The organism is Altererythrobacter sp. B11, from assembly GCF_003569745.1.
GTDB lineage: Bacteria > Pseudomonadota > Alphaproteobacteria > Sphingomonadales > Sphingomonadaceae > Croceibacterium_C.
This window is the reverse complement of the sequence record NZ_AP018498.1, coordinates 1605885-1620057: the sequence shown is the minus strand read 5'-3', so window position 1 is coordinate 1620057 and position 14173 is coordinate 1605885. Positions and strand designations below refer to the sequence as shown.

Below are 14173 nucleotides of genomic sequence, written 5' to 3'. Positions count from 1 at the left end.
TCGGCAGGCCCGCAACCCCTAAAACGCCAAAAACGCCGGCGGACGAGAACTCGTCAGCCAGCGTGGGAACAGTCCCAGTTTTCGTACGGTGGTGGAGCCGAGGGGGATCGAACCCCTGACCTCTACAATGCCATTGTAGCGCTCTCCCAGCTGAGCTACGGCCCCATGTTCACCGAATTTCCCGCACCCTGGGAGGTGCGGCACCCGAAGCACCAAGGCTCGGGAGGGCCGCCCTTTATGAGCAGACCCGCCCCAGCGCAAGAGCTTAATTGTCCTCTTCGTTCTCGTCGGAGGAACCGGACACGCCCAGATCGTCATCGCCGCCGAGATCGACGTCGTTGTCAGGCGAATCCTCATCCTCGTCGATGTCCAGATCCTCGTCCCCGAGATCCGAATCCTGCTCCTCGGGCTTCTTGTCCTTCTCCACTTCCTCGAAGGGAATGGGCTGCTTGGACTTCAGCACCGGCTCGGGCTGCCATTCGTTGCCGCATTCGATGCAGACAACGGGATCGTCCTTGCCGAGGTCGTAAAAGCGCTCACCGCATTTGGGGCAGTTGCGCTTCGTGCCCCACTCAGGCTTGACCATGTAAATATCCTCGTATGCCCGCCCACGGGCGAGCCAGTAAATTCGCAAGACTTGATGGAGACGCCCCCGATCACAATCAAGGGCCGGAATCAAGAGGCGCAATCAAGAGCCCGGGCGCCTTGCCACAGCCCCCCCGCGCTGTCAAAAGCCCGCCCTCATCCGAAACCAGCGCAGGAAGACAGGCCCTTGAACGCGCATTCCGCCGCCCTCCCCACGCCGCGCCGCTTCACCCCCACGGGGCCGCTCACCGGTCGTATCCGCGTGCCGGGCGACAAGTCGATCAGCCACCGTGCGCTGATGTTCGGCGCGCTGGCAGAAGGCGAAACGCGCATCACCGGGCTGCTGGAAGGGGAGGACGTGCTGGCCACCGCCGCCGCCCTGCGCGCCATGGGCGCCACGATCAACCGCGAGGGCCCCGGCGAATGGCGCGTGCAGGGCACCGGCATCGGCAATCTGCAGCAGCCGGCCGAGCCGCTGGAAATGGGCAACAGCGGCACCTCCACCCGCCTGCTGATGGGCATCCTTGCCAGCCATCCGCTCACCGTCACCCTCACCGGCGACGCCAGCCTGTCGCGCCGGCCGATGGGCCGGGTGACGGAACCGCTGGGCGAAATGGGCGCAGCCTTCGCCGCCAGCCCCGGCGGCACGCTGCCGCTTACCCTGCATGGCGCGCGCGCCGCGCATCCGATCACCTATCGCCTGCCCGTGGCCAGCGCGCAGGTGAAGAGCGCGGTGCTGCTGGCCGGCCTCAACGCGCACGGCACCACGCGGGTGATCGAGCCCGTGCCCACGCGCGACCATACGGAGCGGATGCTGAAGGGCTTCGGCGCCGATCTGGAGGTGGAGGAACGCGATGGCGAGCGGATCATCGCCCTCCACGGTCCCGCCCGCCTGCAGGGTCAGGTAATCGAAGTGCCCGGCGATCCTTCCTCCGCCGCCTTCTTCATGGTCGCGGCGCTGATCGTGCCGGGCAGCGAGCTGGTGATCGAGAATGTCGGTCTCAATCCCACCCGCGCCGGCCTGCTGGCCGTGCTGCGGCAGATGGGCGGAGACATTACGGAAGAGAACGCCCGCGACGTGGGTGGGGAGCCGGTGGCCGATCTGCGCGTGCGCCATTCCGCCCTGCACGGCATCGCAGTCGATCCGGCAGTGGCCGCCAGCATGATCGACGAATTTCCCGTGCTGTTCGTTGCCGCCGCGCTGGCCCATGGCCGCACCACCACCAGCGGACTGGAGGAATTGCGCGTCAAGGAATCCGATCGCCTGGCGGTGATGGCCGAGGCGCTGCGCAGCACCGGCGCGCAGGTGGAGGAACGGCCCGACGGGCTGGTGATCGACGGCACCGGCGGCGTGCGCCTGCCCGGCGGCCCGGCCCGGGTGGCAACCCATCTCGATCACCGCATCGCCATGAGCATGGCAGTGGCCGGCCTTGCCAGCGAAGCGGGCGTGGAGATCGACGACACCGCCCCCATCCGCACCAGCTTCCCCGATTTCGAAGCGCTGCTGGACGGGGCCGCCCCGGCATGATCATTGCCGTGGATGGCCCGACCGCTTCGGGCAAGGGGACGATCGCCAAGGCGCTGGCGGCGCATTTCGGGCTCCCGCATCTCGACACCGGGCTGCTTTATCGCGCCGTGGGCTATCAGATCTTCGCCAATGGCGGCGATCCCGAGGATGAGAGCGACGCGCTGGCCGCCACGGACTTCCCCGATTCGCTGCTGGAAAATCCCGAACTGCGCAATGAGGAAACCGGCGGCCTCGCCAGCCGCGTCTCCGTCCACCGCGCGGTGCGGCAGGCGCTGTTCGAACGCCAGCGCGCCTTCGCCACCCAGCCGGGCGGCGCGGTGCTGGACGGGCGGGACATCGGCACGGTGATCGCGCCCGAAGCGGAGGTGAAGCTGTTCGTCACCGCCAGCGTGGAAGCCCGCGCGCTGCGCCGTTGGAAGGAAATGGCCCTGCGCGGCGAAAGCCATACGCTGCCGGAGATCGAGGAAGATCTGCGCCGGCGCGACGAGCGCGACCGCAACCGTGCCGAAGCCCCGTTGCTGGTGGCAGAGGATGCCGTGGTGCTCGACACTTCGGAGCTGGACCGCGACGCGGCAGTCGCCGCCGCCATCGCGCTGGTGGAACAGCACGGGCTGGCCAGCCGCTGAACCGCTCGCCCTGTCCTACAGGGCGGCAGACGGTGCAACCGGTCGGGCATGTACATCCGCCGTCCGCTCCCTTTCGCGCCCGCCAAGGCCTTGCTTTACCGCACAAATATGCGGAGCCGGTTTTTCCATCGAACCCTGTTCCAGTGTGTTCCAACGTGTTCCAGGCGCCTGCCCCAACCGTCTCCCTCGCCCGCTAACCGGGCACCCAAATCCGCTCGTCCTGAGCTTGTCGAAGGATGCGCGCACCGCCCACCGGCCACCCCGCACCCTCGGTGCCGTTTCCGCCAAAGAACCCTGTTCCAACGTGTTCCAGGCACCCGCCACAACTGCCTCCCTCGCCCGCTGACCGGGCACCCAAATCCGCTCATCCTGAGTTTGTCGAAGGATGCGCGCCGCCGCCGCCGCAAGCCCCCGCCCGTTGCACCCTCTTCGCAAGAACCCTGTTCCAGCGTGTTCCAGCCCGCCCCTCGCAGCCGCCGTGCGGCAGGGCGCAGCAGGCTTGCTTTTCGGCGGCTCTGCGCGTATGTGCGCGCCCGTCTAAGGACCGTTTCCGGACAATTGGAGCAAGGCCGCGCGTTCGCCGCGCCTGTTCCCATTGGCAAGGCACGGCCCCGATGGGCGCTCGCAGCGGCATTCGGCCATGCGGGCAGTTCGGCCACAAAGACCGGCGGATACAACCGCCTGGCCGGAAAAACGTGAATTAGGAATACGACCTATATGGCATCTGCAGCCAATCCGACGCGCGATGAATTCGCGAAACTCCTTGATGAACAGCTCGGCGGCGCCGAGGACGGCGGCTTCGAGGGCCGCGTGGTCAAGGGCACCGTCACCAATATCGAAAATGGCATGGCCATCGTCGATGTCGGCCTCAAGAGCGAAGGCCGCATCGCGCTGAAGGAATTCGCCCGCGGTGAAGACGATCACGGGCTGAAGATCGGCTCCGAGGTCGAAGTCTATGTCGACCGCGTCGAAAATGCCGATGGCGAAGCCATGCTCAGCCGCGATCGCGCCCGCCGCGAAGCCGCGTGGGACAAGCTGGAAAGCGAATTCGGCGAAGGCAAGCGCGTGGAAGGCCGCATCTTCGGCCGCGTGAAGGGCGGCTTCACCGTCGATCTCGACGGCGCCGTGGCCTTCCTGCCCGGCAGCCAGGTGGACATCCGCCCGGTGCGCGATGTCGCCCCGCTGATGGACATGCCGCAGCCCTTCCAGATCCTGAAGATGGACCGCCGCCGCGGCAACATCGTGGTGTCGCGCCGCGCCGTGCTGGAAGAAACCCGCGCCGAACAGCGCAGCGAGCTGATCGACAAGCTGTCCGAAGGCCAGGTGATCGACGGCGTGGTGAAGAACATCACCGACTACGGCGCCTTCGTGGATCTCGGCGGCATCGACGGCCTGCTGCATGTCACCGACATGAGCTACAAGCGCGTCAACCACCCGAGCGAGGTGATCAACATCGGTGACACCGTCACCGTGCAGATCATCCGCATCAATGCCGATACGCAGCGCATCTCGCTGGGCATGAAGCAGCTCGAAAGCGATCCGTGGGAAGGCGTCGGCGCCAAGTATCCGGTGGGCATCAAGGTGACGGGCACCGTCACCAACATCACCGAATACGGCGCCTTCGTGGAGCTGGAGCCGGGCATCGAAGGCCTGGTCCACGTTTCCGAAATGAGCTGGACCAAGAAGAACGTCCATCCGGGCAAGATCGTCTCCACCTCGCAGGAAGTGGAAGTGATGGTGCTGGAAGTGGATTCCGAGAAGCGCCGCATTTCGCTCGGCCTCAAGCAGGCCCAGCGCAATCCGTGGGAAGAGTTCGCGGACAAGCATCCGGTCGGCTCCGTGGTCGAAGGCGAAGTCAAGAACGCCACCGAATTCGGCCTGTTCATCGGGCTGCCGGGCGACGTGGACGGCATGGTCCACATGTCCGACATCGCGTGGGGCATTTCGGGCGAGGACGCGCTGGCGCTCCACCGCAAGGGCGAGATGGTCAATGCCGTCGTGCTCGATGTCGATGTGGACAAGGAACGCATCAGCCTGGGCATGAAGCAGCTTGAAAAGGGTGCGCCTTCCGCGGCCGGTGCCGGCGGCGGCGGCCTCAAGCGGGGCGATATCGTCACCGTCACCGTGCTCGAAGTCCGCGATGGCGGCCTGGAAGTGCAGGCGGGCGAAGATGGCGCCACGGGCTTCATCAAGCGCAGCGATCTGGGCCGCGACCGGGACGAACAGCGCCCCGACCGCTTCCAGACCGGCCAGAAGGTCGATGCCATGGTCACCGGCTTCGACCGTTCGAAGAAGCCGAACTTCTCGATCAAGGCACGCCAGATCTCCGAGGAGAAGCAGGCTGTCGAACAGTACGGCTCGTCCGACTCGGGCGCGTCGCTGGGCGACATCCTCGGCGAAGCGCTGAAGAAGGGCGAGTAAGCCCCTTCGGCGCGGCCCTTCGGGGGCTGCCGTAAAGACAGCGAAAGGCCCGTCTGCTCAGCCGAGCAGGCGGGCCTTTCCTATCGGGCGCCCAGCGCCTAGACCGGGCTCATGCAGGCCCGATGCCAATGCGGCGTACTGACCGCCGAAATCGCCGACGGAGCGCAGGCCATGACAGTGCTGTGCCACTGCCTCGATTGCCAGCGCCGCAGCGGCTCGCCCTTCGGCGTGATGGCCTATTTCCCCGCCGGCTCTGTCGTCATCACCGGCCCCGCCACCGAATACCGCCGGGAAACCGACAGCGGCGCCTATTACGTCCATGGTTTCTGCCCCGCCTGCGGCAGCACCGTCTTCTCGCGCCCGGGCAAATATCCCGAGATGATCGGCATCGCCGTGGGCGCGCTGGCCGATCCCGCTTTCCCCATGCCGGCCCGCTCCGTCTATGAGCAGAGCCGCCATTCCTGGGTCATGCTGCCCGAAGCCATGCCCCGCCACCCGCGCGGGCGCGACAGCTGAGGAGTGCGGCGATGCAGGCGACACCGTTCCTCATGTTCCAGGGCGATGCGAAGGCCGCCCTCGCGCTCTACCGCAGCGCCTTTCCCGATTTCGAGGAGTTGTTCCTGCAGGAGCACGAGGGCGGCGAGCAGGCGGGCCAGATCGCCATGGCCCGCATCCGCGTGGGCGGGCTGGAGATCATGCTCTATGACAGCCCGCCGGTGCATGATTTCACCTTCACCCCCGCCGTCTCCACCTTCGTCGAATGCGACGACGCGGCTCAGCTGCGCCAGCTTGCGGCGGAGCTGGGCGAAGGCGGTGCAGTGCTGATGCCGGTGGACAATTACGGGTTCAGCGGCTTGTTCACCTGGCTCACCGATCGCTTCGGCGTGAGCTGGCAGCTGAATCTGAGGTAGCGCAATGCTCGAAGTCCACCAGTTCCCCTGCCTGTCCGACAATTACGGCTTCCTGCTGCACGATCCCGCGAGCGGGGAGACCGCGTGCATCGATACGCCCGATGCCGAGGCCTATCTGCGCGAGGCCGAGGGCAAGGGCTGGCGGATCACGCAGATCTGGAACACCCATTGGCACCCGGACCATGCGGGCGGGAACGAGGCGATCAAGGCGGCCACCGGCTGCACGATCACTGCCCCCGCGGGCGATGCGGCGAAGATCGCCGCCGTGGACCGGACGGTGGCGGACGGGGACACCGTCTCGCTGGGTGAATGGACCGCGCAGGTGATCGACGTGGGCGGCCACACCATGGGCCATATCGCCTATCATCTGCCGGCGGCGGGCATGGCCTTCGTGGGCGATTCGCTGTTCGCCCTGGGTTGCGGCAGGATGTTCGAAGGCACGCCGCCGCAGTTCTGGGCCAGCCTTTCGCGGCTCAAGGCGCTGCCGCCCGAAACAACGCTCTATTGCGCGCATGAATACACCGCCGCCAACGCCCGCTTCGCGCTCCATGCCGATCCGGAGAACGCAGCGCTTGGGGACTATGCGGCGGAGGTGGAGCGGCGGCGCGCGGCGGGCGAGCCCACCGTGCCGATGGGCCTCGCGCGCGAGCTCGCGACCAATCCCTTCCTCCGGGCCGACGATCCCGTGCTGCAGGCGCGCTGGGGAGGCGGCGGCGCGGTGGAGACATTTGCCGCGCTGCGTGCCGCAAAGGACGCCTTCTAACCGGGGTAGGGGCTGGCCTTGAGCAGGCCCGCCAGATGGCTGGCGGAAGAGGCGACCATCTTCGCCGTCTTCGCCACCGGATCGGGTGTCTCGTCCAGTTCCTTGAAATCGGTCGATTGCATGGCTTCGCCCACCCAGTAGCAGGCCGCCACTGCGGGAATGGTCCAGCCGCAATCGTTCAGACCCTGGAACAGCTGCGCGCTCGACATATGCGCGCCGTCCTCATTTCCTACGATCGCAGCGACGGCTACCTTGCCGAAGCTCGGCATCCGCCCCTGCTCGTCGGTTTCGGAAATGAAGGCATCCATCCGCTCCAGCACCCGCTTGGCGATCGAGCCGATCTGCCCCAGCCAGATGGGGCCGCCGAAGATGAGGATGTCATGCGCCAGGATCTTTTCGCGCAGCGCAGGCCAGTCGTCCCCCTCGCCCTCGTCCGAAGTCACGCCGGGGAGCACGTTATAATCGGCGATGCGCAGGGTCTCCGCGATCGCGACGTGGTGCTTGGCAAAGGCCTTGCGCAGCACCCCGATCATCGCATCGGTGGAGCTGGCTTCGCCGCCGCTGGTCTTGAGGGTGCAATTGATCGCAATCGCCGAAACGCTCATGTCTCTCTCCTTGTCTGTTACAAGGGAAAGCATTGGCGGCGCGATAATATCCGGCCAGGCAGCGCCCGGCCGGAGAGTCAGAGAGCGGAGATCGTCTCGTTCACCAGCCGCGTATCGGCCGCGGCATCATGCTTGCCGGCGATCAGGCCCCGGGCCGCCTGCGTCGCGGCAGTCGCCGCGCGGGCGCGCAGTTCTTCCACCGCGCCGCGTTCGGCCGCGGCGATCTTGTCCTCGGCCATCTTCTTGCGCCGGGTGACCACCGCTTCGGCATCTTCCTGCGCCTTGGCGACGATCTGCTCGGCCTCGGACTTGGCATGGTCGAGCATGGCCGCCGCGTCCTTTTCCGCGTTGGCGATCTTGGCCGCATATTCGGCGCGCAGCGCCTCAGCCTCGCGCCGCAGTGTCTTGGCTTCTTCCAGCTGCTCGCGAATGGCGGCGATCTTGGTATCGAGCCCGCCGCCGATCGTCTTCAGCACACCCTTCCAGATCAGGATGCCGAGGAAGACCAGCATGGCGAGGCCAACCCAGCCGCCCGGCGTGAGGCCAAGGGCAATGGGTTCGGCATGTTCGGTGTGGCCGGCGTCGTGCCCCGTCATTTCGGTGGGGAGCTCCGGATCGCTGGTGGTGAAGACTTCGGGCGGATGCTCAGCCATGAATCATTGCTTCCTTCACCGCCGCCTTGGCGGCCGCGTCGCTCACGTCCACTCCGGCGAGACGCTGTACGATGTCACGTGCCGCCTCGCTGGCGACCGTCTCGATTTCCGCCGCCGCCTGGCTGGCCGCTTCCGCGATCCGCGCTTCGGCATCGGCGATCTTCTTGTCGATGCGCTTCTGCGCGGCGGAGAGCTTCTTCTCGGTCGCCGCGGCGGCTTCCGCCTTGGCGGCATTGATCAAAGCATGGGCTTCGGCGCGATTCTGATTCTCGCGCTTGCGCCACGCCTCTTCCTGCTCGTTCGCCGCGTCCCGCGCCGCCTGGGCGGCGGCGAGATCGCTGGAAATCTGCTGATCGCGCAGGGCCACGGTGTCCATCACCTTGGGCACCATGCCCCGGCCGATGACGAAGAATACCAGGCCGAAAATCACCAGCAGCCAGAAGATCTGGCTGGAATAGGTGGAGGCCAATTGGGCTATCTGAGGCATCGATGGGGTCCGGCTATTTGCGCGTCATTGCAGGGGATCGGGCAGCCGGCCGCGCGCAAGGCGCGGGCCGGCATTCCCGACAGTGTTCGTCAGGCGACGAAGATCAGGATCACCGCGACGAGGAAGGCCAGCAGGCCCAGAAGCTCGGCAGCGGCGAAGCCGATGAACAGACGGCCCTGCTGGCCGTCGGCGGCACCCGGGTTGCGCAGGGCGCTCTCGAGGAACGAACCGAAGACGTTGCCCACGCCGATCGAGGCGAGGCCCGCACCGATCGCCGCGAGACCGGCGCCGATCAGCTTGGCTGCTTCCATGTCCATGACAAAACTCCTTTGTGAAAACTTATGTGTTGGAACGAACTCAGTGAAGGTTTTCGGCGTCGTTGATGTACAGCGACGTCAACAGCGCGAAGACATAGGCCTGGATACCGGCCACCAGCACTTCCAGCGCGCAGATGGCAAGCATCAGGAAGAAGCTCGGCGTGCCGATCAGGACACCCCAGCCCAGCCCGGCATTCGAGCTGTCGATGATGAAGCTGGCGAGGATTTCCAGCAGCACGTGTCCGGCCATCATGGCCACGAACAGTCGCAGGCCGAGGCTGAAGGGGCGCACCAGGAAGGAGAACAGCTCCACCAGGAAGATCAGCGGCACCATCGGCAGCGGCGTGCCATGCGGCACGAACAGCGAGAAGAAGTGGAGCCCATGCTTCCAGAAGCCGACCACCAGCACGATGGAGAAGGACAGGATCGCCAGCACGCCGGTGAGCGTGAAGTGGCTGGTGGTGGTGAAGGCGTGGACGCCCACCATCGCCAGCGGCAGCGGGATCAGGCCCAGCAAATTGGCGAAGAGGATGAACATGAACAGCGAGAAGATATAGGGAACGTATTTCTTCCCTTCCTTGCCCACGTTGGTGGCCAGCATATCATCGATGAAGCCGGTGAAGGTTTCCACCGCCATCTGCCAGCGCCCGGGCACGAGCGCGCGCTTCATGCCGCCCGCGACGAAGATCCACAGCGCAAGCGCCGCAATCATCATCCACAGCGCACTGTTGGTGAAGGCGATATTATACCCGGCCAATTGCCAGTTTGCCGAGCCGAACAGCGGCTCGATGGCGAACTGGTGCATCGGATCGACTCTGCCTGCTTCGGCTGCCACGGTCGTTCGAGTCCCCAAAGAATTGCAACGCGGCGCCCCACCTGCCCCAATATCGGGTCAGTCCGGGCGCCGGCTCGTAATCCGAATAATGTTACTGAAGGCAGCCACTATCCCGAGGGACAGCGAAACCAACAGACCCCAGGGCTCCGTCCCCGCCAGGCGATCAATCACCAGGCCGATCACGGTGCCTCCGAGAAGCCCCCCCAGCAAATCCGCGAGTACCCGGTTGCCCAGCCGCGAACCGGCATCGGCACCCTTCACCCGCGGCCCTCTGCGCTTTTCTTCCCGCTCGCGTGCGGACTTCAGCCGCTCCTCGAGCGCGTCGATCCGCGCATCTTCGCCAATGGAGTCCCGTTCGGGCGTTTCTTCGTTCATACCGGGCTCCTTAGAGGGAGTTTCCGGCACGCGCAAAGAGTTGCCCGCCGAGGGCGCCGCCGCCCTAGACGGGGGGCATATGCGAGTCAACCGGCAGCGGGGCAGTTGCGCGCCGCGGCACCCCGCCCCGGATCAGGGGCAGCGGGGATCGCGTTCCGGCGCGGCGGAGGTGCGGGTCTTCCAGCTGCCATCGGGCGCTTGGTACTTTTCACCCGGAGAGGTGCGCGCGATCGCCAGGCAGCCGGCGGTGAAGGCATATTCCTGCAGCGTGGCGTTGGCGGCCTGCGCCTTCTCCGCATAGACGGCGCGGCGCTTGATATTGATGTCGTCCACCATCTTGCGCAGCGCCGGCGTGCCGGAGCCGACCACGGCAAGATAGCCATCCACCTTCTCGCCCACATCGCCGCTGGCGCGGGCGGCTTCATAGGCCGGATCGCGCTGGGCGAAGGCCGGGCTGGCGATCGCGCCAAGGGCGAGCGCCGCCGTGGCGGCGGCAATCGCGGTGCGGGCAAGGCTGCGTTTCATTCGTTTCGTCCCCATCAGAAGATGTCGGCGTTCTCTTCGATCGTGTTCCCGGCATCATTCGCCAGGCGATATACAACTTCGCTTTTGATGTTGATGTTGAGCTCGATCACGATCGGCTGATCGGGCGCGTTCACAGTGATGCACCCCCCAGCCAGCGCCGATCCCAGCACCAGCACCCCCATCGCCGTCAGCCTGTTGGTTCCCGTCATCCGGGTCTTATGCGCAGGCGGCGCGGGATTGGTCAATTTGGCTGCTCTCATGGCACTCACTCGCTTTCGGAGGGCTGAATGGTTGGTTCATTGGGTGGCGCGGGCGGCAGCGCCGCCGCGGGGAGCCCGGGGGGCGGCACATTGGGTGGCGCCTCGCCCGGCGGGCGCTCGATCGGATTGCCCTCGGCATCGAGCAGCCCGATCTCGCGCGGGTCACGGATATTGGCGGGATCGTAGATCGAACGCAGGTCTCCGAGCAGCGTATAGAAGGCCGCGCGGATGTTGATCACAAAGCGGAACGGCAGGCCGGCCACCCGCCGGGTGATGAAGTTCTTCTGCGCGCCCTGCCCCTGGCTGATCCCCTGGAATCGCAGGCTCGTGACGATTTCGCCGGTCAGGGGCCCACCCATCTCCACCTCTAGCCCTTCGTAATCGAGCGAGCGCAGGGCAGCGAAGGCGAAATCCGCCATGGGCGAGAGATCCTTGTAGGTCAGTTCGCCGACATAGGAGAGATTGCCCCCCGGCGCCCGGGCCACCAGCCGCCCATCCTCGATGCTGCCGTTCCCGTCACGGTCGAACACGATCGGCACGGTGCCGTCGAACACGCCGGTGGCGGAGATGTTCTCCAGCTCCATCCGCTGGATGAACAGCGCCGCGTCCAGGCCCTGGATATCGAAGGTGTAGCGCCGCTCCTCCGCCGCGCCAAAGCGGATCGGCACCGGCTGCATAGTCAAGGTGCCGCCGAAGAAGGGCCATTTCCCGCCCTCCACCTGCAGCAGCTCACCGCCGGTCAGCGTGAAGACCACATCGCCGTCATAGACTTCGGTGCCCGGATTGATCGCCGCCACATGGATCGTCTGATGCGCCGCGGTGGTAAGGCCGAGCAGATCGGTGAAGACGATCGTGCCCGACGCTCCGCGCACCGGCCCGAATACGGCGGCAAGATCGAGCGAATCGCTGGAGAAGCGCCCGCTGCTGGTGACCCGCTCCGCATTCCAGTCGATCCGCCCCGTGCCGGTGACCGTGCCCTTCACGTTCGCGACGACGCCATAGGCCAGCTTGCTCAGCTGCTCGGGCTGGAGCTTGCTGTCGAACTGCAGCCCTTCCACCGCCAGATCGGCGTGGCCCGTGGCGGTGGAGAGATTGTGGGCGATGTCCACCCGCGTCACCGCGCGATCCGACGCGGGTTCACGCAGCAGGGCACGCGCGGTGATGCGGCTGTTCGCCAGCGTCAGCGTGGCGTCGCGCGCCATCAGCGGTTCGAATCGGTCGCTCGCCGCGCGGTCTTCCAGGCGGAAGCTGCCGTTCGTCAGCACCAGCCGTCCATCGGCATAGCGCCAATCGCCCGATGCGCCGAGCAGATCGAGCGGCACCGAGAAGAGCTTGATGTCGGCGCCGGTGAAGCTGCCCGCAATCTCATCCCCAATGCGGGCGCCGAGATCGGAGATCGCGAAGCTGGTGGCAGAATCCGGGGGGCCGAGCGTCACCTGCAATTGCCGCGCGCTCACCGCGCCCGGCCAGCCGAAGCCCACCGGCCCGCTGCGGATCGCCAGCGGCGTACCGGCGAGCGTCCCCGTGAGATCGAGCGAGGGCGCACCGGCGGCAATCTGCAGCCCGGACGCGCCATAGCGCAGGATCGCGCGGCCGCGCGGCGGGCACAGCCTCAGCCGCCGACCGTCGAGCGAGAGGTCCGCCACCTCCAGCCGGTCGAAGCGCAGGTCGGTACATCGCTGCCACAGCGCCAGCCCCGCCTGCGGGGACCAGCTGCCCGAAACCGGCAATGTCAACCCTTCGGCCCTGCCGCCGGGCAACGCACCGCTGGCCTGAACTTCGCCGCGGAAATCCAGCGCGCCTGCTTCGTCCCGCCGCACGAGCAGCTCGGGCACCGCCAGCCGCGAATCGCCGGCGCTGTAAGGCGCCATGGTGACGCGCAGGATCAGGCCACCATCCTGCTCTTCCTCCATCCGCCCGGCGAGGCGAGGCAACCCTTCGCCGCCGGTGGCGAAATTGCCCGAGAAGCGGGGCACGCCGCGATCCGCCCCATCCAGCCCGATCTGGACGCGGGAGAGCGACAGCAGCGTGGCGCCGCTGCTGCCGAGCAGCCGCGCATTGGGCATGACGAAGCTGGTGCGCCCGTCGAGCCGGCGCAGGGTCCAATCCACCGAAAGGCGACTGTCCCGCCCTTCGGCGGTCAGTTGGCTGCTGATGCGCCGGCCCACGGGGGCGACCAGCGTCCCCTCCCCCATTCGCGACAAATCCGCCAGCGCCGCATCGAAGCCGGGGCCCGGCCGCACGCCGCGGCCGGAGATCATCCCATCCAGTTCGACATTGGCGAAGCCCCGCCGCGTGCGCAGCGATCCGTCGAGCGACAAATTGCCGATTGCGGCCTGGGTGGTGGCGATGCCCCCTGCGGCGAACTGATAGCGAGCGGTGATGTCCCCGCTGCGCCAGGTCAGCTGCGCCTCGCCAGTCGTGCGGCCGATGCGGTTCCCGCCCTGCCGCGCCGCGCCAAGCTCAATCCCCGCGTCGCCATCGAAGCCCTTGAGCGTGCGGTCACCCACGAGGCCGAGCTGCACCGCCCCGCGGTCCAGCCGCACATCGGCATCGGGACAGGCGAGCGTCGCGAACCGCAGCGGACCATCGAAGCGAGGCCGCTCCGCCTCCACCCCGATCCGGCCATAGAGCGTGGCCGCGCTCGCCTCGCACCCGGCCATGGCAAGGCGCGGGGCGGTGGCGGCCAGTTCGCCCGCAAAGCCCCCGCGCAGGTGCCCCTCGCCTTCCAGCATGATGCCCACCGGGCCATAATCCGTCTGCAGCAACGCGCGCCCGTCGGTGACGGCAAGGTTCATGTCGGGGAACTCGAACGGCTTGTCGCCGCCGGTGAAGATCAGCGAATCGAGCGCGCCGAAGCTCAGCTGGCCATCGGCCAGCCGGCCATAGAGGCGCGGCTTGCTGAGGCTGACCCGGCCGATCGCGGGAAAGCCGAAGCGCGGCTCTATGGTGACTTCAGCCCGCTCGATCGTCAGGTCCGGCCGTGCCGGATCGCCCACCACGATGTTGCGCAGCACCTGCCGCTCCGGCCCGATGCTCTCGATCTCGTAGCGCGCGGCCACGCCATAATCATCGAGCACGGAGGCTATGACATTGTCGGCGATCTGCTCCCGGTTCAGCCAGGCAAGGCCGAAGGCGAGCAGAATGGCAGCCAGCAAAGCCAGCAGAATCCAGCACCCCACCCGGCGGCGGCCGCCGCGCGGCAGGTCCGCCTCCTCTTCGCCATCATGCGCCATTGGCGCGACACTTGCGCGACACGCACGGCAAAGGCAATGCGGCTTG

General features: G+C 66.9%; 16 protein-coding genes and 1 tRNA gene. 6 read left to right on the top strand and 11 right to left on the bottom strand.

Annotation, left to right across the window (positions count from 1 at the left end):
- Nucleotides 1-89: 89 nt before the first annotated feature.
- Nucleotides 90-165, bottom strand: a tRNA-Ala gene (locus AEB_RS07785).
- Nucleotides 166-265: 100 nt separating this feature from the next.
- Complete coding sequence (locus tag AEB_RS07780; RefSeq protein ID WP_119082674.1) at nucleotides 266-586, bottom strand: FYDLN acid domain-containing protein; 321 nt, start codon at nucleotides 584-586, stop codon at nucleotides 266-268.
- A 186-nt stretch (nucleotides 587-772) separates the two neighbouring features.
- Between AEB_RS07780 and aroA the strand changes: the two genes are divergently transcribed.
- From aroA to gloB, 6 genes are all read left to right on the top strand, one after another.
- Nucleotides 773-2113 carry a 3-phosphoshikimate 1-carboxyvinyltransferase gene (gene aroA, locus AEB_RS07775; protein WP_231958958.1) on the top strand — a complete coding sequence of 447 codons (1341 nt, stop codon included), beginning with the start codon at nucleotides 773-775 and terminating at the stop codon, nucleotides 2111-2113.
- Complete coding sequence (locus AEB_RS07770) at nucleotides 2110-2739, top strand: (d)CMP kinase (RefSeq protein ID WP_119082672.1); 630 nt, start codon at nucleotides 2110-2112, stop codon at nucleotides 2737-2739. The genes aroA and AEB_RS07770 overlap by 4 nt, the downstream gene beginning before the upstream one ends.
- 717 nt (nucleotides 2740-3456) lie before the next feature.
- On the top strand, nucleotides 3457-5160 hold the full coding sequence (gene rpsA / locus AEB_RS07765) for a 30S ribosomal protein S1 (protein WP_119082671.1): 1704 nt from the start codon (nucleotides 3457-3459) through the stop codon (nucleotides 5158-5160).
- A gap of 171 nt (nucleotides 5161-5331) precedes the next feature.
- Complete coding sequence (locus AEB_RS07760) at nucleotides 5332-5676, top strand: GFA family protein (RefSeq protein ID WP_197714476.1); 345 nt, start codon at nucleotides 5332-5334, stop codon at nucleotides 5674-5676.
- A gap of 11 nt (nucleotides 5677-5687) precedes the next feature.
- Nucleotides 5688-6071 (top strand): VOC family protein, encoded by a 384-nt coding sequence (locus tag AEB_RS07755; protein ID WP_119082669.1) that lies wholly within the window; start codon nucleotides 5688-5690, stop codon nucleotides 6069-6071.
- A 4-nt stretch (nucleotides 6072-6075) separates the two neighbouring features.
- Nucleotides 6076-6834 carry a hydroxyacylglutathione hydrolase gene (gene gloB / locus AEB_RS07750; RefSeq protein ID WP_119082668.1) on the top strand — a complete coding sequence of 253 codons (759 nt, stop codon included), beginning with the start codon at nucleotides 6076-6078 and terminating at the stop codon, nucleotides 6832-6834.
- On the opposite strand, the gene AEB_RS07745 is transcribed toward gloB, so the two are convergent.
- From AEB_RS07745 to AEB_RS07705, 9 genes are all read right to left on the bottom strand, one after another.
- The gene (locus AEB_RS07745) at nucleotides 6831-7439 is read right to left on the bottom strand and encodes a flavodoxin family protein (protein WP_119082667.1); all 609 of its coding nucleotides are present in this window, start codon (nucleotides 7437-7439) and stop codon (nucleotides 6831-6833) included. The two genes, gloB and AEB_RS07745, sit on opposite strands and share 4 nt — an antisense overlap.
- Before the next feature lie 77 nt (nucleotides 7440-7516).
- The gene (locus AEB_RS07740; RefSeq protein WP_119082666.1) at nucleotides 7517-8092 is read right to left on the bottom strand and encodes a F0F1 ATP synthase subunit B family protein; all 576 of its coding nucleotides are present in this window, start codon (nucleotides 8090-8092) and stop codon (nucleotides 7517-7519) included.
- Complete coding sequence (locus AEB_RS07735) at nucleotides 8085-8579, bottom strand: F0F1 ATP synthase subunit B family protein (protein ID WP_119082665.1); 495 nt, start codon at nucleotides 8577-8579, stop codon at nucleotides 8085-8087. Before AEB_RS07735 ends, AEB_RS07740 begins: the two co-directional genes overlap by 8 nt.
- Before the next feature lie 89 nt (nucleotides 8580-8668).
- Nucleotides 8669-8896 carry a F0F1 ATP synthase subunit C gene (locus AEB_RS07730; RefSeq protein WP_046902342.1) on the bottom strand — a complete coding sequence of 76 codons (228 nt, stop codon included), beginning with the start codon at nucleotides 8894-8896 and terminating at the stop codon, nucleotides 8669-8671.
- A gap of 40 nt (nucleotides 8897-8936) precedes the next feature.
- On the bottom strand, nucleotides 8937-9731 hold the full coding sequence (locus AEB_RS07725; RefSeq protein WP_119082664.1) for a F0F1 ATP synthase subunit A: 795 nt from the start codon (nucleotides 9729-9731) through the stop codon (nucleotides 8937-8939).
- Between the two features lie 57 nt (nucleotides 9732-9788).
- Nucleotides 9789-10106 carry an AtpZ/AtpI family protein gene (locus AEB_RS07720; protein ID WP_119082663.1) on the bottom strand — a complete coding sequence of 106 codons (318 nt, stop codon included), beginning with the start codon at nucleotides 10104-10106 and terminating at the stop codon, nucleotides 9789-9791.
- A gap of 132 nt (nucleotides 10107-10238) precedes the next feature.
- The gene (locus tag AEB_RS07715; protein WP_119082662.1) at nucleotides 10239-10631 is read right to left on the bottom strand and encodes a YdbL family protein; all 393 of its coding nucleotides are present in this window, start codon (nucleotides 10629-10631) and stop codon (nucleotides 10239-10241) included.
- Nucleotides 10632-10645: 14 nt separating this feature from the next.
- Nucleotides 10646-10891 carry a YnbE family lipoprotein gene (locus AEB_RS07710; protein WP_331851757.1) on the bottom strand — a complete coding sequence of 82 codons (246 nt, stop codon included), beginning with the start codon at nucleotides 10889-10891 and terminating at the stop codon, nucleotides 10646-10648.
- A 5-nt stretch (nucleotides 10892-10896) separates the two neighbouring features.
- Nucleotides 10897-14127 carry an intermembrane phospholipid transport protein YdbH family protein gene (locus AEB_RS07705; RefSeq protein ID WP_119082660.1) on the bottom strand — a complete coding sequence of 1077 codons (3231 nt, stop codon included), beginning with the start codon at nucleotides 14125-14127 and terminating at the stop codon, nucleotides 10897-10899.
- Between the last annotated feature and the right edge of the window lie 46 nt (nucleotides 14128-14173).